General features: G+C 61.2%; 22 protein-coding genes. 10 read left to right on the plus strand and 12 right to left on the minus strand.

What is annotated here, in order from left to right; all coding sequences use genetic code 11:
• Positions 1 to 18: 18 nt before the first annotated feature.
• From ACO07T_RS17385 to ACO07T_RS17395, 3 genes are read right to left on the minus strand one after another with little or no spacing between them, the layout of a single operon-like run.
• Positions 19 to 786, minus strand: coding sequence for an EcsC family protein (locus ACO07T_RS17385; RefSeq protein ID WP_422050408.1), 768 nt, complete (start codon positions 784 to 786; stop codon positions 19 to 21).
• Positions 787 to 844: 58 nt separating this feature from the next.
• Positions 845 to 2,002 carry an amidohydrolase gene (locus ACO07T_RS17390; protein ID WP_422050409.1) on the minus strand — a complete coding sequence of 386 codons (1,158 nt, stop codon included), beginning with the start codon at positions 2,000 to 2,002 and terminating at the stop codon, positions 845 to 847.
• Positions 2,003 to 2,046: 44 nt separating this feature from the next.
• On the minus strand, positions 2,047 to 2,535 hold the full coding sequence (locus tag ACO07T_RS17395) for a GNAT family N-acetyltransferase (RefSeq protein ID WP_422050410.1): 489 nt from the start codon (positions 2,533 to 2,535) through the stop codon (positions 2,047 to 2,049).
• A gap of 93 nt (positions 2,536 to 2,628) precedes the next feature.
• On the opposite strand from ACO07T_RS17395, the gene ACO07T_RS17400 reads away from it, so the two are divergent.
• Entirely contained in the window at positions 2,629 to 3,237 is a 609-nt protein-coding gene (locus tag ACO07T_RS17400) for a flavin reductase family protein (protein WP_209086939.1), read from the plus strand.
• 21 nt (positions 3,238 to 3,258) lie between these two features.
• Positions 3,259 to 3,891: a CatB-related O-acetyltransferase gene (locus ACO07T_RS17405; RefSeq protein ID WP_422050411.1), complete on the plus strand. Its 633-nt coding sequence runs from the start codon at positions 3,259 to 3,261 to the stop codon at positions 3,889 to 3,891.
• Positions 3,892 to 3,985: 94 nt separating this feature from the next.
• Here the strand turns inward: ACO07T_RS17405 and ACO07T_RS17410 are convergent, their stop codons facing one another.
• Positions 3,986 to 4,897 (minus strand): AEC family transporter, encoded by a 912-nt coding sequence (locus tag ACO07T_RS17410; RefSeq protein ID WP_422050412.1) that lies wholly within the window; start codon positions 4,895 to 4,897, stop codon positions 3,986 to 3,988.
• Between the two features lie 125 nt (positions 4,898 to 5,022).
• Here ACO07T_RS17410 and ACO07T_RS17415 point away from each other — a divergent pair, with 125 nt between their 5' ends.
• On the plus strand, positions 5,023 to 5,403 hold the full coding sequence (locus ACO07T_RS17415) for a DUF805 domain-containing protein (protein ID WP_209063739.1): 381 nt from the start codon (positions 5,023 to 5,025) through the stop codon (positions 5,401 to 5,403).
• A gap of 69 nt (positions 5,404 to 5,472) precedes the next feature.
• Here the strand turns inward: ACO07T_RS17415 and ACO07T_RS17420 are convergent, their stop codons facing one another.
• The gene (locus ACO07T_RS17420) at positions 5,473 to 7,146 is read right to left on the minus strand and encodes a SulP family inorganic anion transporter (RefSeq protein ID WP_209079390.1); all 1,674 of its coding nucleotides are present in this window, start codon (positions 7,144 to 7,146) and stop codon (positions 5,473 to 5,475) included.
• Positions 7,147 to 7,480: 334 nt separating this feature from the next.
• Here ACO07T_RS17420 and ACO07T_RS17425 point away from each other — a divergent pair, with 334 nt between their 5' ends.
• The 4 genes from ACO07T_RS17425 to ACO07T_RS17440 all read left to right on the plus strand — a co-directional run bounded on the left by ACO07T_RS17425 (position 7,481) and on the right by ACO07T_RS17440 (position 10,672).
• Positions 7,481 to 8,038 (plus strand): invasion associated locus B family protein, encoded by a 558-nt coding sequence (locus ACO07T_RS17425; protein ID WP_422050413.1) that lies wholly within the window; start codon positions 7,481 to 7,483, stop codon positions 8,036 to 8,038.
• A gap of 125 nt (positions 8,039 to 8,163) precedes the next feature.
• Positions 8,164 to 9,060 (plus strand): S-methyl-5'-thioadenosine phosphorylase, encoded by an 897-nt coding sequence (locus ACO07T_RS17430; RefSeq protein ID WP_422050414.1) that lies wholly within the window; start codon positions 8,164 to 8,166, stop codon positions 9,058 to 9,060.
• 63 nt (positions 9,061 to 9,123) lie between these two features.
• Positions 9,124 to 9,963: a hypothetical protein gene (locus ACO07T_RS17435; RefSeq protein WP_422050415.1), complete on the plus strand. Its 840-nt coding sequence runs from the start codon at positions 9,124 to 9,126 to the stop codon at positions 9,961 to 9,963.
• A 79-nt stretch (positions 9,964 to 10,042) separates the two neighbouring features.
• Complete coding sequence (locus ACO07T_RS17440; RefSeq protein WP_422050416.1) at positions 10,043 to 10,672, plus strand: LysE family translocator; 630 nt, start codon at positions 10,043 to 10,045, stop codon at positions 10,670 to 10,672.
• A 221-nt stretch (positions 10,673 to 10,893) separates the two neighbouring features.
• Here ACO07T_RS17440 and ACO07T_RS17445 read toward each other — a convergent pair whose 3' ends face one another.
• Positions 10,894 to 11,118: a hypothetical protein gene (locus ACO07T_RS17445; RefSeq protein ID WP_209063943.1), complete on the minus strand. Its 225-nt coding sequence runs from the start codon at positions 11,116 to 11,118 to the stop codon at positions 10,894 to 10,896.
• Between the two features lie 110 nt (positions 11,119 to 11,228).
• Between ACO07T_RS17445 and ACO07T_RS17450 the strand changes: the two genes are divergently transcribed.
• The 3 genes from ACO07T_RS17450 to ACO07T_RS17460 all read left to right on the plus strand — a co-directional run bounded on the left by ACO07T_RS17450 (position 11,229) and on the right by ACO07T_RS17460 (position 12,450).
• Positions 11,229 to 11,357: a hypothetical protein gene (locus tag ACO07T_RS17450; protein WP_280637739.1), complete on the plus strand. Its 129-nt coding sequence runs from the start codon at positions 11,229 to 11,231 to the stop codon at positions 11,355 to 11,357.
• Positions 11,358 to 11,429: 72 nt separating this feature from the next.
• Positions 11,430 to 11,969, plus strand: a complete 540-nt coding sequence (locus ACO07T_RS17455; RefSeq protein ID WP_209063752.1) for an adenine phosphoribosyltransferase — start codon at positions 11,430 to 11,432, stop codon at positions 11,967 to 11,969.
• A gap of 94 nt (positions 11,970 to 12,063) precedes the next feature.
• Positions 12,064 to 12,450 carry a VOC family protein gene (locus ACO07T_RS17460; protein ID WP_422050417.1) on the plus strand — a complete coding sequence of 129 codons (387 nt, stop codon included), beginning with the start codon at positions 12,064 to 12,066 and terminating at the stop codon, positions 12,448 to 12,450.
• 28 nt (positions 12,451 to 12,478) lie between these two features.
• Here ACO07T_RS17460 and ACO07T_RS17465 read toward each other — a convergent pair whose 3' ends face one another.
• The 6 genes from ACO07T_RS17465 to ACO07T_RS17490 all read right to left on the minus strand — a co-directional run bounded on the left by ACO07T_RS17465 (position 12,479) and on the right by ACO07T_RS17490 (position 18,871).
• Positions 12,479 to 13,882, minus strand: coding sequence for an FAD-binding oxidoreductase (locus ACO07T_RS17465; RefSeq protein WP_422050418.1), 1,404 nt, complete (start codon positions 13,880 to 13,882; stop codon positions 12,479 to 12,481).
• 73 nt (positions 13,883 to 13,955) lie between these two features.
• Positions 13,956 to 14,777 carry an MBL fold metallo-hydrolase gene (locus ACO07T_RS17470; RefSeq protein ID WP_422050419.1) on the minus strand — a complete coding sequence of 274 codons (822 nt, stop codon included), beginning with the start codon at positions 14,775 to 14,777 and terminating at the stop codon, positions 13,956 to 13,958.
• A gap of 173 nt (positions 14,778 to 14,950) precedes the next feature.
• Complete coding sequence (locus ACO07T_RS17475) at positions 14,951 to 15,541, minus strand: GNAT family N-acetyltransferase (protein WP_209079398.1); 591 nt, start codon at positions 15,539 to 15,541, stop codon at positions 14,951 to 14,953.
• The gene (locus ACO07T_RS17480; RefSeq protein WP_422050420.1) at positions 15,541 to 16,803 is read right to left on the minus strand and encodes a M16 family metallopeptidase; all 1,263 of its coding nucleotides are present in this window, start codon (positions 16,801 to 16,803) and stop codon (positions 15,541 to 15,543) included. Before ACO07T_RS17480 ends, ACO07T_RS17475 begins: the two co-directional genes overlap by 1 nt.
• Entirely contained in the window at positions 16,800 to 18,188 is a 1,389-nt protein-coding gene (gene thrC, locus ACO07T_RS17485; RefSeq protein WP_422050421.1) for a threonine synthase, read from the minus strand. Before thrC ends, ACO07T_RS17480 begins: the two co-directional genes overlap by 4 nt.
• Complete coding sequence (locus ACO07T_RS17490) at positions 18,185 to 18,871, minus strand: SURF1 family protein (RefSeq protein WP_422050422.1); 687 nt, start codon at positions 18,869 to 18,871, stop codon at positions 18,185 to 18,187. The genes thrC and ACO07T_RS17490 overlap by 4 nt, the downstream gene beginning before the upstream one ends.
• Positions 18,872 to 18,891 lie beyond the last annotated feature (20 nt).

Here is an 18,891-nt window from a genome sequence, read left to right on the forward strand (position 1 = left end):
TCGGAGCAAAGGCGCGCCTTACTCTGTCCCCAGCCGCTTCCGCATCCCAGCCACCAGCACGTCCGGTGCAACATCCGCCTCCACAGCCAGCTTGCGCAGGCCAAAATGCACATGGGCGATGTCTTGATAGTAGCTGGTGTAAGCGTAGTTCGTCGCCGCACCAGCAGCGGCGCCAATCACCGGCACCGCCTGCGCTGCCAGCTTCTGCCCCAGCACGGGCGCCAGACGGGGCACAATCACCGATGTCACCCATTTTGCGCCGCCAACCGCCAGCCCGGCGCGCTGCTCCAACATCGCCAGATCCGCGCCGCGGTCTTCCTCAAACGGCCCATTGGCCGCCAGCACACGCACGCAATCAAAGCGCACGCTTTCCTTTGACGGATCAAACCCGTGCTGCACCGCCACGCCTTGGATCGCGCGCAGCAGCACCGTCACCGTGATCGGCAACTCCGCCAATGATGAGGTCACACCGCCCGCGCCGCCCGCCGCGCCCAGCGCCGCAGTGATCGAGGCGTTGATCCAATCCGGCTGATCCTTGATCACCCCACGGCTGCCATCGGCCCATTTCACCGCCTGCGTCAGCGCGAATTCCGTGGCGCCGCCAAGCCCGGTCTGAACCTCTTGCGGCAGCGATTTTAACAAGCCGCCGACAGGGATGCCCAGCACACCCAGCACCTTCATCCCCAGCCCGCTTGCGCCCTGATACCGCTTGGCCAACGCATCCAGCTCGCGTTCCAGATCAATCTCGCGCACCGGCGCGTCCGGCAAAATCTCTACTTTGGTCATAAAGACTAGGTAGGCATCCTACCCGGCGCTTCAACCTGAACAGAGCCGCCTCGCCGCTTCAAGCGTCCAGAAGCTGTGTGATCAGGTTGAGAAACAGATGCGTGCCGCGCGGGATCAGCGCATCGGGGAAATCAAAATCAGGATTGTGAAGCTGCGGCTGATCCACTCCGGAGCCCAGAAAAATCATCGCCGCGGTCGCGCCATCCAGTCCGAAGCAGCCAAAATCCTCAGAAAACCGCATCGGCTCCGGCAACATCTCCACCGCCAGCCCCGTCGCCTGCGCGGCCCGCTGTGTCAGCTGAACCGCCTCATCCGCGTTGACCGTCGCGGCAAAAACATCATGCCAGGTGATCTCCGCCTGAAGCCCGTGGCGCGCAGCCGCATTCGTCACAGCTGTTTCCGCCTCTGTGATCAGCCCCTGCATGGTGGCATCACTCACACAGCGCAGCGTGCAGCGGATCTCCCCATCCCCCGGCGCAATGCCAAAGGTCGGCTCCCCGAGGCTGCAATGGGTCAGCGTGCAAAGGCGAAAGGCTTCATCCAGCGCGTCCCCACGGCTCAGCGCGGGCAATGCGGTCATCAGCTCCGCCATGGCGCCCGCGGGAGACACACCGTCCTCCGGCATGGCCGCATGAGAGCTTTTTCCCGCCAGCCTGATCTGCATCCCCCGTGAGGCGCAACAGGCCGTGCCCGCACAAAGCCCAACCGTGCCCAGCGCCAAGCCCGGCAGGTTGTGAATCGCAAAAGCATAATCCGGCTTCAGCGCGGGCCACTGCGGATTATCCACCACCGCAGGCGCGCCCCTGCCGGTTTCCTCAGCGGGTTGAAACAGCAAAATCACGCGGCCGCGCGCGGGACGGCGGGCCAGCGCAAGCGCGCAGCCCATCACCATCGTCATATGCCCGTCATGCCCGCACACATGACTTTTGCCATCAATCCGCGACCGGTAAGGCAGATCAGACACCTCATGGATCGGCAGGCCATCGAGCTCACAGCGGATCATCACCGTGGGGCCTGTCGCCTTGACCTCAAAGGCTGCGGCCACCCCATGCCCACCAAGACCGGTCCAAATCTGATCAGCCCCCGCTTGGCGCAGCGCCTCCGCAATATGCGCGGCGGTCTGCGCCTCTTCACCGGAGATTTCAGGCGTCTCATGCAGCGCGTGGCGCAGCGAGGTCAGCTCTGCAATCTGCTTGGTGGTCAGCTCATTTGACATGGGTTTACCCCCTATTTTGGCCCCAACAGCGCGTTTCCTGAGCCTCAGCCAGCCACGCTTTCAACATCCCCCGCGATGTCCTCCCAAGCGCCGTCCACCAGCGCCCGCCCCAGCACCCGCTCCGGGTTGGTCGGCGGCGGCATCACAACATCTGCAAGTTTCTCAAAGCCAAAGCGGCGGTAGTATGGCGCATCGCCCACCAGCATCACCCGCTCCCAGCCCAAGGGGGCGGCGCGGCTCAGGCTGTCTTCGATCAGCAAACCGCCCAATCCTTCGCCCTGATGGGTCGGGTGCACAGCCACCGGCCCCAAGAGCAAGGCCTTCATATTGCCAATCTTTACAGGCCAGTACCGGATCGCCCCCGCCAGAATGCCATCCACATCCCGCGCCACCAGCGACAGCCCGGCCACAGGGTCCACCCCATCACGCAAACGGTAAGAACTCAGCGCCTCACGCCCCGGCGCAAAGCAGAGGTCATACAGCGCCTCTACCTCCCACCAATCCTCACCTGTCTCCACTGCCAGCGTGAACACCGCCCGCTCCCTGCCCGATTGTGACGTCTTTTTACGGTTCCCTCGCCCCTAACATGGCGCTACGACTTCCTGCAAACCAATAAGGGAAACCTCATGTTCTATCAGCCAAAGGACGGCCACGGCCTGCCGCACAACCCGTTCAAAGCGATCATCACCCCGCGCCCGATTGCATGGGTGTCGACGCAAGATGCCAACGGCGTGCGCAACCTCGCGCCTTATTCGTTTTTCAACGGCCTCGCGGACAACCCGCCGCAGGTGATGTTTGCCTCCACCGGGGCGAAACCCGATCAGGCCGAGGGCAAAGACAGCCTCTCCAACATCCGCGCCACCGAGGTGTTCTGTGTGAACATTGTTGCCTCTGACATGCGCGATGCGATGAACATCTCCACCGACGGCTTTGACAAAGACGTGGACGAGTTTGAGAAAGCCGGTCTTGAGGCCGCAGAGTGCGACACCATCGCCTGCCCCCGCCTCATCGGCGCACCGGCTTCGCTCGAGTGCCGCATGACCCAGATCGTGCCGCTCTTGGGGGAAAACAACTTTATGGTGCTGGGCGAAGTCACCGGCGTGCATCTGCGCGACGACTGCCTTGTGGACGGCATCTTTGACGTGACCACCTTCCGCCCCCTCGCCCGCCTTGGCTACAAGGACTACTCGGTGGTCGACAACACATTCACGCTGGCCCGCCCCGGCCAAAGCTGACCCCAACACACGGAGAGCCCCATGCCCCTGCCCGATCCAACCCAGCCGCACCCGATCGTGCTCCCGGATGGATCACGCCACGCCGGCACGGTTTTGCTCTCCGCTGTGATAGAACAGCCCAACTTCATTGTCGGAGACTTCACCTATGCCTCCGACTTTGCGCCGCCTGAGGATTGGGCCACCCATCTGGCCCCTTACCTCTTTCCTTTCTCGCAGGAAAAGCTGCAGATCGGCAAATTCTGCCAGATCGCCCATGGGGTGCGCTTCATCACCTCCTCGGCCAATCACGCCATGGATGGGCTGAGCTGTTATCCTTTCCCGATTTTTGGTGAAACCGTGCCAGAAGGCTATCAGCCCGATAAGCGTGACACGATTGTGGGCCATGACGTCTGGCTCGGCTACGGCGCGATGGTGCTGCCCGGCGCGCAGATCGGGCATGGCGCGATCATTGGCGCAGGCGCGGTGGTGCGTGGCACAGTCCCGCCCTACGGGATCGTGACAGGCAATCCCGCCGCCGTTGTGCGCAAGCGTTTTGACGAGGCCACAATTGCCCGCCTGTTGGAGGTCGCTTGGTGGGATTGGCCACGGGACCGTATCGAGGCCGCCGTCCCCGCGATCATGGCGGGAGATGTTGAGGCGCTAGAACGTCTCTGAGGACATGCTCGGCACCGCCGAGCCGCGCCCGACCCTCCCCACGGGAGGGCGCTTTCAGCCCCCACCCAGGGTCAGGCGCGTCTCTGTTTGCGGGCTAAAACACCACCTCCACCAAGGTGATCCAAAGCGTCAGGCTCATCGCGCCCAGTAGCGTCGTCTGCGCCACCAATGTGGCCGCCAGCTCCCGATCCGCCCCAAAGCCCGCCGCCAGAACATGCGCCGCGCTTGCGGTCGGCAGAGCTGCCCAGATCACCATCGCTGCGGCCACGCCACTCTCAAGCCCCAAGGCCAAAGCGACCGTCAGCGCGCTTGCAGGCATCACAACCAGCTTGGTGGCACATATCGCTCCGCTGAACCGGTCCAACCGCGCCAGCGCCCCCCAATTCATCGTCGCGCCCACTGAAATCAACGCAATCGGAATGGCCGCCGCCGCCAGCAACTCCAATGGTGCCAGCACCGGCCCCGGAATGCGCAATCCAGACAAGCCCACGATCACGCCACTCAGCGACGCCAGCAGAAACGGGTTCAGCGCCACCTTGCGCAGCGTTCCCCAGAGCCCAAGGCTGCCGCCCCGGCTCAGAACAATCACCGCCAGCGCATTGGCCATCGGCACGCCCATGCCCACCACCACGGCCATTTCGCCCACGCCCGCCGTGTCGGTGGTGGCCACCGCGATAAACGCCAGAGCCGTATTGGTCCGCCAGGAGGTCTGCCACCCAGCCGCAAAATCCCGAAAGGCCTCCGGCCCAAACGGGCGCACCAGATAGCCCACGCCCAGCGCCACCGCCAGCAGCCCCCAGACGATGGGCGCAATCGCCGCCACCTGCGCGAGCTCAAGCGGGCGCTGGCTGGCCGCCACAAACAAGAGCGCCGGAAAGAGGATTTCAAAGTTGAGCCTGTCCAGCCCCTGCCAGGCATTCACCGAGAGACGCCCGCGCACCACACCGCCCAAAACCACCAGAAGAAACGACGGCAACAGCCCGATCAGAATAGCAAAAAACGGCATCATGCCTCCCAAGACCTACCCGAGCTGTGTAGCGGATTTTAGAGCGTTTTACTTACGGGAATTTGCACTAGCACAGGTATTAGAAAAATATTAATGACCAGAATATTCAACTATTAGGAGCAGAAATGTCCAAGCCCGTCTTTCAAGATATCTTTTCCTTTTCCGGTCGCCGCAACCGCAAAAGCTACTTCCTTTTCGTTCTGACCATGGTGATCATCTCCATGGTTCTGAGTGCCGTTATTGCCGCTCTGGCCACGGCAACTGCAGGCCTTGGCCTCATCCTGCTGGTCCTGATCCTGCCGCTCTTCGTGGCAAGCTGGGCCGTTGGCAGCCAGCGCTGCCGTGACTTCGGCTGGACCGGCTGGGCCATCCTGATCACCATCATCCCGGGCATCGGCATTCTGTTTGCCCTCGCGCTTCTGTTTGTCCCTGGCACCCAGGGCGACAACCGCTACGGCCCGGACCCACTCGGCGGTTCTGCCGGTGGCGATCTTCAGGCCGCATAATCAAAGCCTCTCCAAACAAAAAGGGCTGGCCCATTGGCCAGCCCTTCTTCTTTTCTTGCTCAGAAACGGTCAGTGCCCGCCGCTCAGCACGCCCGTGCGCACCGAGTAATCCACGGCGATCTCATATTCCGGGTCGTCATCGCTATCCACCATCAGGTGGCCTGCCTTGCTCAGCAGCTCATGACAATCCCGGCTCAGGTGACGCAGCACCAGCTGTTTGCCCGCCTCTTCATACTTTGCCGCCACGGCCTCGATCGCCTGCAATGCCGATTGGTCCACCACGCGGGAGCGGGCAAAGTCCACGATCACATGCGCCGGATCGTTCTCGATCTCAAACAGCTCGGCAAAGCCATCCGCAGAACCAAAGAACAGCGGCCCTTCAATCTCATAGACCTTCGCACCGGGATCAGACTCGCTCTCGCGCGTGTGGGCATGGATGCGGCGCGCGTTCTGCCAGCTGTAGGCCAGCGCGCTCACGATCACCCCAACAACCACCGCCACGGCGAGGTCTTCGAGCACGGTCACAACCGTCACCAGCACGATCACAAAAGCATCCATACGCGGCACACGGCGCATGATCTTGAAGCTGTTCCAGGCAAATGTGCCAATCACCACCATGAACATCACGCCCACCAGTGCGGCCAGCGGAATACGTTCAATCAGCGGGCTTGCCACCACGATGAAGGCCAGCAGGAACAGCGCCGCCGCGATGCCGGCAATCCGAGTGCGGCCACCGGATTTCACGTTGATCATCGACTGACCAATCATCGCACAGCCGCCCATGCCGCCAAAGAAGCCGGTCACAACATTGGCTGTCCCCTGCGCGATACATTCCTGGCTCGCGCCACCGCGCTTGCCGGTCATTTCGCCCACCAGGTTCAGGGTCAGCAGACTCTCGATCAGGCCGATGGCTGCAAGGATCACCGCGTAAGGCAGGATAATATAGAGCGTTTCGAGGTTAAACGGTGCCAGCATCGCAGGCGGGTAAATGCCTTCGCCCTCACCAAACGGGATGTGGAAGCTTGGCAGACCACCGGAGATAGAGGCCATATCGCCCACGGTTGGCACATCAATGCCAAGACCAATCACCAGGATCGCCGTGATGCCAATGCCCGCCAGTGGTGCCGGAACAATTTTGGTCAGTTTGGGTAAACCCCAGATGATCACCATGGTCAGCGCCACCAGCCCGAGCATCATGAACAGCTGCGGCCCGGCCAGCCACTCGCCGCCACCAGCCCCATGGCCGGTGTTCACGATGGTGTCCGGATCCTTGAACTGTGTCAGCTGCGCGAGGAAAATCACAATCGCCAGACCGTTCACAAAGCCCAGCATCACCGGATGCGGCACAAGCCGGATGAACTTGCCCCAATGCATCACCCCAGCAAAGACCTGCAAGATCCCCATCAGGATCACGGTCGCAAAGAGGTATTCCACGCCGTGTTCGGCCACCAAGGCGACCATCACCACGGCCAACGCGCCGGTCGCACCGGAGATCATGCCCGGTCGGCCACCGATCAGCGCGGTGATCAGGCCCACAAGAAAGGCTGCATAAAGGCCCACCAGCGGGTGCACCCCTGCCACAAAGGCAAAGGCCACCGCTTCAGGCACCAGCGCCAGCGCAACCGTCAGGCCCGAAAGCACCTCGGTCTTGATCCGGCTCGGGGTGAACCCCTCATCTTGCATGATGGAAAGGTTGGGAGGAGAAATATTCTTGGCCAGCATGGCCAACGCCGCGCGTCTCATATGGCTACCTACGTCTGTCAGGGAATGTTCGCTGTTGTGGCCTCCCTAACGGGTTTGAGCCTTGCAAACAATAGCAGGCACCTGTGGCGCAGGCTCGGGTGGGCATTTCCACAACGCTTATGGGCACATAGGCTTGGCTCTGCTGCCAAAACCGGCATCCCCTCTGGCGCGCAGCCCGGTCCTCATCACAAACTCCTGTTGTCACGTGATTGGACAATGCACGCCTTTGGGGAGAAGCTGTCGCCAGTTTCGCCCACTCACGCTGCCACCACTCACGCCCCCACCACTCACACGCCACCACTCACGCCCTCCCCGTCTTGCCAAAGGACCCACCATGCGCTGGCTCATCGCACTGCTACTCGCCGCTTCCCCCCTGGCCGCTCAAGATCAGGACGGCAACGACCGCCCCTCCAACTGGCGCGTCACCCATCATGAGATCCACGACATCTGGAACACCATCTGTGACGAGCGCGACGAAAGCGGCACCCTCGCCCAGCGCTGCTACATCCGTCGCGTCGATGTCTTCTCCCCACAGCCGAAATTTGCCGCGCAGTTCTTCTTCCTCACCCCCGGGGCTGAGAGCGGCTATGACATCGAATTTGGCATGGAACTCGGCACCCTGACCGCCCCCGGCAACTTCCGGATTGAACGCGACCAAACCTCCGTCTGGCACACCAACCGCGTGGGCTGCCTCACCGCGGCTGGCTGTCGCTTTGACGGCGCGGCGGCCGATACGCTGGTTCAGGAAATGCGCACCGGCGGCGACCTGCGTTTCACCTTCCGTGACCGCCACGGCACCTCGCAGGATCTGACATGGCCGCTCACAGGGTTTGAAGCCGCTTATACGGACTATGTCGCCCAGCTGTCTGAGCGCGGGTTGCAAACGCCATAAACAGCGCCATGTGATGGCCCGCGAAGCAAAGCCTCTGACAGAGCGGTGACACCCGCGCCTTTTCCTTGCAATTCCGCGGCCCGCCGCCCAAGACTGCCTCCAACATCTGGAACTGGGAGACAGCCATGACTGAGGCCACCAAAGAGACCATGATCGCCGTGATCGGCGGCTCCGGAATTTATGACATCGACGGGCTGGAAGACGCCAAATGGCAGGCGGTCGAAAGCACCTTCGGCACCCCGTCTGACGAAATCCTCACCGGTCGTTTGGATGGCGTCAAAATGGCATTCCTGCCGCGTCACGGCCGCGGCCATGTCCACACGCCCTCCTCCGTGCCCTACCGCGCCAACATCGACGCACTCAAACGCCTTGGCGCCACCGATGTGATCTCTGTCTCCGCCACAGGCTCTTTCCGCGAAGAGATGGCACCGGGCGATTTTGTTGTTGTAGATCAATTCATTGACCGCACTTTTGCACGTGAAAAATCCTTCTTTGGCCCCGGCCTGGTGGCGCACGTCAGCGTCGCGCACCCAACCTGCCCGCGCCTCTCAGAAGCCTGCTTCACCGCCGCCAAGGACGCAGGCATCAATGTACACAAAGGCGGCACATATCTCGCCATGGAAGGCCCACAGTTCTCCACCTTGGCGGAAAGCAAAATGTACCGCGAAAGCTGGGGCGCGGATGTGATCGGCATGACCAACATGCCCGAAGCCAAACTCGCCCGCGAAGCAGAGCTCTGCTACGCCTCCGTCGCCATGGTCACCGACTATGACAGCTGGCATCCCGAGCACGGCGAAGTGGATGTGTCCGAGATCATCAAGATCCTGATGGGCAACGCCGACAAAGGCCGCAACATGGTGCGCCGCCTCCCCGCCCTTCTGAGTGCCGAGCGAGCACCTTGTGAGCACGGCTGTGACCGCGCGCTGGAATTTGCGATTTTGACAGCCCCGGACAAACGCGACCTGGCCATGGTCGAGAAACTCAACGCAGTGGCCGGGCGAGTCCTCAGCCCCGTCGCTTAAAACTCAGGGCGCTTTGTGCTATGATCCTCCCAATTTCAGACAAGTTATTTTGGGAGAACGCTTATGAAACAAGGCGCCATTCGCATATTGCAAGACGAATTGGATCGGGCTGGAAAGTATACCGGCCCTATCAACGGTACTCTCAACGCAGCGCTCGACAAATCCGTCGGCGGCCTTATTGAAGCGCGCAAAAGCGACTTGAGCAAATCGCCCGACGACTGGAGCGCGGCCCGCAAACGGGTCGCCGCCTTTCAACTGATTTGCAAAGACGCAGAGTTTGATCCAGGCCCGGCTGATGGACTCTGGGGCACCATGACCGAGTCGGCCTATTCTGACATTCGATTTTTCAAAGAGACCGGCGAACGCCCTCTCAGTTTCCGCGACATTGAACCGCTCAATGCCAACCCAAACGGTTGGCCAACAGACCGCTCGGGACAAGCTGAACTCTTTGACTTTTTTGACTTCAACCCCAACAACGGCGGGCAACCGGCAACCACCTCCGTGCGAGCGCCTTGGACGCTGAAACTCGCTTGGGACCGCTCGGTCAAAACCACCAAGATTGGTTGCCACCCCAAAGTGGCCCAAAGCCTGGAAAAAGTGCTCACGAACATCGCAGAGCATTACGACGAGTCTGCGCGCGAACTTCTCGGTCTGGACATCTATGGCGGTTGCTTGAACGTGCGCAAAAAACGCGGCGGCTCCACATGGTCGACCCATTCCTTCGCTTGCGCGATCGATTTTGATCCGGGCCGCAACAAGCTGAAATGGGGCTGGGACCGCGCCCGCCTCGCCCGCGCAGACTGCCTCGATTTCTGGCGCTTCTGGGAAGAAGAAGGCTGGCTATCTCTCGGGCGCGAGAAGAACTTTGACTGGATGCATGTCCAAGCCATCAAACTGCCCTAACCCCAATCTGCGCTGGACGCCGCGGATGTGATGTTGTTTCTTGCCCGAACACAACATCACCCTCAAATCAGGTTGCCCCATGCCTTTTGACCTCTGGCTGACCTTTGTCGCGGCATCCACCGCGCTCTTGCTGATCCCCGGCCCCACCATCCTTCTGGTGCTGAGCTACGCGCTCACCCAAGGGCGGCAGGTGGCTGTGGCCACGGCGGCTGGTGTGGCTCTGGGCGATCTGATCGCCATGTCGGCCTCTCTCTTGGGTCTTGGCGCCATTGTGCTGGCCTCCGCAACCGCCTTCACGGTGCTGAAATGGGTCGGGGCCGTCTACCTGCTTTGGCTCGGCTTCAAGATGCTGCGCAGTGCGGGCACAACCGATCTGGGGGACCTTGCCAAAAGCAGCGATCTGCCCGCGCGTGGCGTGTTTGGCCATGCCGCCGCCGTCACGGCTCTGAACCCCAAGAGCATCGGCTTTTTCATCGCCTTTGTGCCGCAGTTCATCACGCCGACCGCGCCCATGCTGCCGCAATTCGCCATTCTGGTCGCAACTTTTGTGACCCTCGCCGCGCTCAACGCGCTTGCCTATGCGCTGCTGGCAGACAAAATGCGCAGCCGCATTTCGCGCCCGTCTGTTCTGCGTGCACTGACCCGCATGGGCGGAGTCACACTAATGGGGATGGGGCTGCTAACCGCCACGCTCAAACGCGCAGGTTAACGCACCACCCTGAATATCTAAAACGCACGGTCTCCACCTACGCTCAGGCGGCGAAGCCGACCAGCCCCCGACCCTCCCCACGGGAGGGGGCTTCACCCCCACCCAGTGTCGGGGGCCAGTCTATGTGCTCGTTACAGTCGTTGCAGATTTGTTGAACGATGATCTAAATCCACAGTCCGCATTCTTAGTAACGCCCCGCGCTAAGCCGGATCTTATGGTTTTCAGGCGCTGTTTTTCTTGAGAAACTTGCGGATAAACCCGCGGATTTCCCGCGCGGCGCTGGTGTCGAGCTCTTTGCACAGCTCCACAAAGGCGTCGCGCTCTTCTTTATCAAGCCGCAAAATCAGCTGACTGTCCTTCTTGGCTTTGGACTTTTCCTTGGCCTTCGCTTTTGTCTTCTTGCTCGAAGACGCAGCCCCTGCCTCTGATGCACCCTGATCTGCCACCTTAACCCCCTGGTAAGGAATACCTTGATATCTTGAGAAGCGTATATACGTTAAATATACATAGTCCAGAAAATTCTAAAAAGCAGAAGCAGTTAACGAAAGGACATGCGATGAATCTCTACACCGCCAAAACTCTGTTGGTGAATGATCGCTTGGATTGGCACAAACCGCACGCGCGCTGGCTCACCAACGCCATGTACCGCCTGCGCCGCTACAAAGGCTCGGCAAAACGTCAGTAACCTCCTCTTGCGAAATCTTGCGGTATTGGGCAGATGTGAGCCGTCACATAAGCACCATTTTTGAGGGACCTCATGCCCAAAGCCGCCAATGTCAAAGACTACATCCGCACCATCGTGGACTTCCCCCATGAGGGCATCATGTTCCGTGATGTCACCACGCTGTTTGCCGACCCGCGCGGCTTCCGCATGGCGATTGACCAGATGCTGCACCCCTATGCGGGCACGCGCATCGACAAGGTGGTCGGGCTTGAGGCCCGTGGCTTCATCCTCGGTGGCGCGATTGCCCACCAACTGAGCGTCGGCTTTGTGCCGATCCGCAAAAAAGGCAAGCTGCCCGGCACCACCATCTCTCAGGATTACAAACTGGAATACGGCGAGGCGATCGTGGAAATCCACGATGACGCCATCCAGCCCGGCGAAAAAGTTCTGGTGGTGGACGATCTGCTGGCCACCGGCGGCACCGCTGAGGCGGGCATCAAGCTGATCGAACGTCTGGGCGGCGAAATCATCAGCTGCTCTTTCATCATCGACCTGCCGGAGCTGGGCGGGCGTGAAAAGCTCGAAGCCATGGGCATGGACGTCTCCGTGCTTTGCGAGTTTGAAGGCCTGTAAACTCCGCCTCGGCAAAGCCTGAAAACAACAAACGGCTTCATCGACAGCTTGAGACTGCCTAAGGTGGGATCAGACCTGTGCGATGGAGCCGCTTTTGCTTGATCACATCACTTTTGGCGTCACCGATTTTGCGCGCTCCGTCGCGTTCTATGACAGCGCCTTCAGCCCCCTCGGCATCACACGCCTCTTCACTGTGCCGCCTGAACACACAGACGGCATTCGGGTCACCGGTTACGGCGCCAACCGACCATTTTTCTGGATCGCCGAAGAAGACGCCACACGGGGCAAACTCCACATTGCCCTAACCGCTCCAGATCGCGCCAGCGTGGATGCTTTCCATGCTGCGGCCCTTGAAGCCGGTGGCCAAGACAACGGCGCGCCCGGTCTTAGACCGCACTATCATCCAGACTACCACGCCGCCTTTGTGTTTGATCCAGATGGCCACAACATTGAGGCGGTTTGCCATCTACCCTTGAGGTGATGCCCCCAACAGGTTCTGACGGCGTGCCCTAAAGCACCGCGCCGGGGTTCATAATCCCGGCCGGATCCAGCGCCGCCTTGATGGCGCGCATCGCGGCCAATCGCGCCGGGTCGCCGTATTTCTGCAAGGCCGCGACTTTCATCCGCCCCACCCCATGCTCTGCACTGAACGAGCCGCCATAGCTGTGCACGAGGTCATAAACCGCCTCACTCACGCTATGGCGAATGTTATCATAGTCATGTCGGCTGCCGCCTTTGGGCGGAAAGACATTGTAGTGCAAATTGCCGTCACCCAGATGCCCGAAACAATTGATCCGGAACGGCCCAAAGCTCTGCACCTTGGCATTAGCTTCCGGGATAAACGCCGGAAGCGCGCCCAGCGGCAGCGAAATGTCATGGCTCGCCACTGAGCCGATCTTTTTGTTGGCAATCGGAATATGCTCCCGCAGGCTCCAGAATTCCGCGCGCTGCGTTTCGCTTTGCGCGATCAGCCCATCGCTCACCAAGCCCGCCTCCAGCGCCGTCCCAAACAGCGCCTCCAGCGCCGCATCCGCGCCGCTTTGCAGGCCCAGCTCGATCAGCACAGACCACGCGGGCGGCGTCTCAAACGGCAAGCGCACATCCGGCAAGGTCTCTGCCACAAAATGCATCCCCTGCGCGCTCAAGAGCTCAAAGGCGCTCACGCCTTCGCCAACCTGATCACGCGCCAAAGCGAGCAGCCGCAGCGCCGCTTCCGGATCGGTGACCTTCAAGATCGCCGTACCCACCGAGCGTGGCCGCGAAAAAAGCTTCAGCGCCGCGCCGGTGATCACCCCCAGCGTGCCTTCTGCTCCCACCAGCAGGTTGCGCAGATCATAGCCGGTGTTGTCCTTGCGCAGCCGCGTCAGCCCGTTCCAGATTTCCCCGTTGGGCAGCACCGCCTCCAGCCCAAGGCAGAGGTCGCGCGTATTGCCATAGCGCAGCACATTGAGGCCTCCGGCGTTGGTCGAAAGATTGCCACCAATGCGGGCAGAGCCTTCGGAACCAAGAGAGAGCGGAAACAGCCGGTCTACAGCCTCTGCAGCCTGTTGGATCTCGGCCAGAATGGCCCCACCATCCGCGACCAGCACATTTTCCAACGGATACACCGCGCGAATACGGTTCATCCGCTCAAGCGACAGCACCACCGGCGCCGGTCCCTCGGTCTTGATCTGTCCACCCACAAGCCCCGTGCCGCCGCCATAGGGCACCAGCGGCACCTGCGCCGCCGCACAGGCTTTCACGATGACGGAGACTTCCTCAGTGCTGCGCGGCAGAGCCAACACACCGCCACCGCCAAAGAACCGCCCGCGCGGCTCTTCCAGATACCGTTCATCAGGCGCACGCAGGGTGTCTGCAGGCAGCGTGGCGGCAAGACGATCAGCAAAGGCGGGGGTGGCGGCTTGTAATGTCATGCCAAAGACTTACGGGAGCCCGCCTCCCCCGTCCAGAGCACAGCCTGCAAAGAGCGCGCCGCCCCTCTTGCCCTCACTCTGGGTCCTGCAGAAACCGGGGCATCAGCACCTTGATTGTGGGCTGTTTCGGCAAATCCCGCAGGCTCACAGTGAGCGAGGAGCCAGCATTGCGCTCAATCAGGTATTCATCTGACATACCGGTCAAAAACGCTTCCAGCGTCCAGCTCTCAAACCAATGCATCGGGATCACCACCTGCGCTTTCAGATTGCGCAGCACCCGCATCATGGTCACCACATCAAGGCTCATGCCGCCATCCACCGCCGCCATCACCACATCCATCCGGCCCAGCGCCGCGTATTGCGCCGGATTTGGCTCGTGATGCAAATGACCCAGATGACCAATGCACAGCCCCGCCACCTCAAAGACAAAGATCGAATTGCCCTTTTCCTCAATCCCGCCATAGCTGCGAATGTCGGTTGAGACATTGCGCACCAGCATCGAGCCCAGATCAAGGTGGTGCTCAATGCCCAGCCCATAGTCTCCCCAGCCCGGCAAAACATGCGGGATCGCGGGGTCGGGATTGGCGGTCCAATGGGTGCTGTGGGCGTGGTTCATGGTGACCACATCCGGCACAAAATCCGTGGCGCCCAGAAAACCGGTATAGTCGGTCACCACGTCAATGCCGTCATGGCTCTGGATCAGGAATGAGGCGTGGGAGATATAGCTGATGCGCACCGCATGTTCGGCCACTGGGTCGAGAAAGGAGGCTTTGTGCAGATAGGTGATCCCCGGCGCTTCCGCCAAAGCGATGCAATGGCTTGGCCGTCGGTCCTGCGCCTCCGCGGCTCCGACCCAAAGCGCCAATGCCGCGCCCAATCCGATGAGAATTCGCATTCTGCCTGCCTCCCTGTGGCTCGCCATTGAACCGGAGCATAGCAGAAATCGCGCCGCCTCGCGCGCGTGCATTTCAGGTTGTCTGAGACACCTTCATTCTGCGCCTAAGTACTCTGGGGGAGACACATCGCAGATGTGGCGGGGGCAAAGCCCCCTCAACAGCGCCGAAACCCTCAGACCTGCCCCGCCAGAGTGCGCCCACGCCGGTCATGGCGCAGTGCGGCGTAAAGCACGTGGGTGCGCCAGCGGCCGTTGATCTGCAGATAGCTCTGCGCCACACCTTCGTATTTGAAACCGGATTTCTCCAGCACCCCGCGGCTGGCGACGTTTTCAGGCAGACAGGCGGCTTCGATGCGGCTCAGATCAAGCCGCGTGAACGCGTGGTGCACCACCGCCTCAATCGCCTCGCTCATATAGCCGTTGCGGGCAAAGGCCTGCCCCACCCAATAGCCCAGCGTGCCCGCCTGTGCAGGCCCGCGCCGGATATTGTCGAGCGTGATCGCCCCCAGCAGTGTTTCATCCGCGCGCCGAAAGATAAACAGCGGCACCGCCGTATCGCCGGAGATCGACCGCTGTGCCCAGTAGACCCGATTGGTAAAGCTCTTGCGGCTCAGATGGGTGCTGGCCCAGACCGGCTCCCATGGGGTGAGGAAATCCTCACTCTCGCTGCGCAGCGCGGCCCATTCGCGAAAATCCGCGTGAATCGGCGGACGCAGGGTCAGCCGATCGGTCTCGATCCGCACCTTGCGCCGCGTCATCAACATCAGGCAGCACGCCTTTCTTCCAGCGCCTCAAGCGCCGGTGCGTCAGACACAGGACCGTAAAGCGCCATGGCGCTGCGGGCCTTGGTGGCCATCTGCTCGGCAAAGGCGCGCACATCCGCGTCACTCACCGCATCAATCCGCGCCACGGTTTCTGTCAGCCCCGGGATCTTGCCCCAGATTGCCAGCATCCGCGCCAGACGTTCCGCGCGGCTTGACGGGCTCTCAAGCCCCATCAGCAGCCCTGCTTTCATCTGAGTGCGTGCGCGCGCGATCTCTTTGGCGGACATGTCCTCCGCCGCGCGCTTCAGCTCGTCAATGGTGATCTCGGCCAGCTCCGCAATCTGGTTGCCGGAGGTGCCCGCATAGATCGTTGTCATACCGGTGTCCGCATAAGCGCCGGTCTGAGCAAAGATCGAGTAACACAGGCCGCGTTTCTCGCGCACTTCTTGGAACAGACGGCTCGACATGCCGCCACCAAGCGCCGTGGAATAGATCTGCGCCGTGTAGATGTCCGGGCTGCAATAATCCGGGCTTTCAAAGCCAATCGCAAAATGCGCCTGCTCCAGCGCCTTTTCGGTGCGGTATTCGCCACCGGCAAACTGCGCCGGAACCACCTCAATGGCGGGGCCTCGCTCCAGATGGCCAAACATCTCTTCTGCCAGACGCACGATCTCTTCGTGGTCCACACCGCCCGCTGCGGCAAGGATCATGCGTTCCGGCCGGTAGTGCTCTGCCACAAACCCTGCAAGGTCTTCGCGGCCAAAGCGGCGCACGTGGTCGCCCTCGCCCAGAATGGTGCGGCCAATCGGCTGATCCGGATAGGCACGCTCCTGCAGCCAGTCAAAGACCACATCATCCGGCGTATCCAGCGCCTGACCGATCTCCTGCAGGATCACACCGCGCTCCACCTCGATCTCATTGGGATCAAAGATCGGGTTCAGCACAATGTCGCCCACCACATCCATGGCCAGCGCCACATCGTCTTTCAGAACGCGGGCGTAATAGGCCGTGACCTCACGGCTGGTGTAGGCGTTGATATAGCCGCCCACATCCTCGATCGTCTCCGCGATCTCCAGCGCATTGCGCCGCTTGGTGCCTTTAAACGCCATATGCTCCAGAAAATGGGCGATGCCGTTTTGCGGCGCACGCTCATGGCGCCCGCCCGCGCTCACCCAGATGCCAATCGAGGCGCTTTCCAGCCCCGGCATGTGTTCTGTTGCGATACGAAACCCGTTGGAAAGGGTGTGAAGTTGAACTGTCAACGTTGTGCAATCCGTTCCTGTACCAGCGCTTCCAGCGCCTTGAGATCATTTGGAACGCGGGTCACGCGCTCCTCTTTGTCCATCATATCCGCCATATGTGGCGGAAGTGCGGGCCGTGCCCCCATCGCCGCTTCCACCGCATCCGGGAATTTTGCCGGATGGGCCGTGGCCAGCGTGACCATGGGTGTGTCGCCCAGATAGGCATTCGCAACCTTCACGCCGACCGCAGAATGCGGGCAGAGCACCTCACCACAGGCGCCAAAGGCCCCGGTGATGGTCGCGTTGGTCTCCTCTTCAGAGGCCCGCCCGCTGTCAAAGTTCTCGCGCAGCGCTTCCATCGCGCCCTGGCTGATCGCAAAGGAGCCGTCTTTCAGCTCTTCCATGAGCTGCGCCACGGCACCGCCGTCACGGCCATAGGCATCAAACAGCGCGCGCTCAAAGTTGGAGCTCACCTGAATATCCATAGAGGGGCTGATCGACGGGGTCACACCCTCTTTGGTATAGGCCCCGCTTTCCATGGTGCGGTGCAGAATGTCGTTCTGGTTGGTCGCAATCACCAGCCGGTCAATCGGCAGGCCCATCTTCTTGGCGATGTAGCCTGCAAAAATGTCGCCAAAGTTGCCGGTTGGCACGGTGAAGCTCACCTTGCGGTGCGGCGCGCCAAGGCTCACAGCAGAGGTGAAGTAATATACCACCTGCGCCAGCACCCGCGCCCAGTTGATCGAGTTCACACCGGCGAGCTTCACTCCGTCGCGGAACTCAAAATCGTTGAACATGTCTTTCAGGCGCGCCTGACAATCGTCAAAGTCACCATCGAGCGCCAGCGCGTGCACATTGCTGTCTGCGGGCGTGGTCATCTGCTTGCGCTGAATGTCAGACACCCGGCCATGCGGGAACAGGATGAACACATCCACATTGTCGAGCCCCCGGAAGGCCTCAATTGCAGCAGAGCCGGTGTCGCCAGAGGTCGCACCCACGATGGTCACACGCTCATTGCGGCGCGCCAGCGAGAATTGGAACAGCTGACCGATCAGCTGCATGGCGAAGTCTTTGAACGCCAGTGTCGGGCCGTGAAACAGCTCCAGCAGGAAATGGTTGGGCGCCAGCTGCACCAGCGGCGCGCGCGCCTCATGGCGGAAGTTGGCATAGGCCCGCGCGATGATGCCTTTGAACTCTTCATCGGTGAAGGCGTCACCCACAAAGGGGCGCATCACGGTGAAAGCCACCTCTTCGTAAGTCTTCCCGGCCATGGCCGCGATCTCTTCCGCGCTCAGCGTCGGGATGGTCTCAGGCACATAGAGCCCGCCATCGCGCGCGAGACCGGTCAGCATCGCCTCCTCAAAGCTCAGCTCCGGGGCGTTTCCGCGGGTCGAAATGTATTTCACGTCTCTTCAGCCTTTTTGGTTTTGCGCATCCGGCGCAGGTAATACAGCGTCATCGCCACCCAGACAATCGCCAGTCCGAACCATGTGATGACATATTCAAGGTGATTGTTGGGAATGGCAGCGCCATCCACCGGCAGCGGCGTGACTTTGGGCGCATTTTCGCTGATCTCGCGCACCACAACCAGCACCGGCTCCGCATCCAGCGCTGCCGCCATCTCTGCCACATCTCGGGCAAACCAGATATTGCCCGCGCGGTCATTTTCCGGGGTGAAACTGTCGCGCTCCTGCGGCCAATGCAGATTGCCGGTGATCTCTGCCTCAAAGGACGACCGCGCCATCTCTTTGTTTTCCGCCTTCACCCAGCCGCGATCCACCATGATCCGGCGGCCATCGGCCGTCTCAAAGGCGCTGACAATCCGGTAAACCGCCCCCACTTCACGGGTGCTGGCAAGCAGGTGGATTTCATCCGCCGTGACCCTGCCCTGCACGGCAACCGGCAGATAGCGGTCCTGCTCGGGATCCACAGCCTCTGGCAAAGCCACCGGCGCGCTCGCAATCCGTGCCGCGATGTCGGCCAGAACCCCCTCTTTCCACGTCAGCCGTTGCAACTGCCAGGTGCCCAGCGACACCAGCACAACCGTGCCCAAGATGCCAAAGAACAGCGGCAGGATCAGACGGCGCAAAGAGGTGGTCCTTTCAAAGA

Origin of the sequence: Shimia sp. (assembly GCF_965227725.1) — a bacterium.
In the GTDB taxonomy this organism is placed as follows: Bacteria; Pseudomonadota; Alphaproteobacteria; order Rhodobacterales; family Rhodobacteraceae; genus Shimia.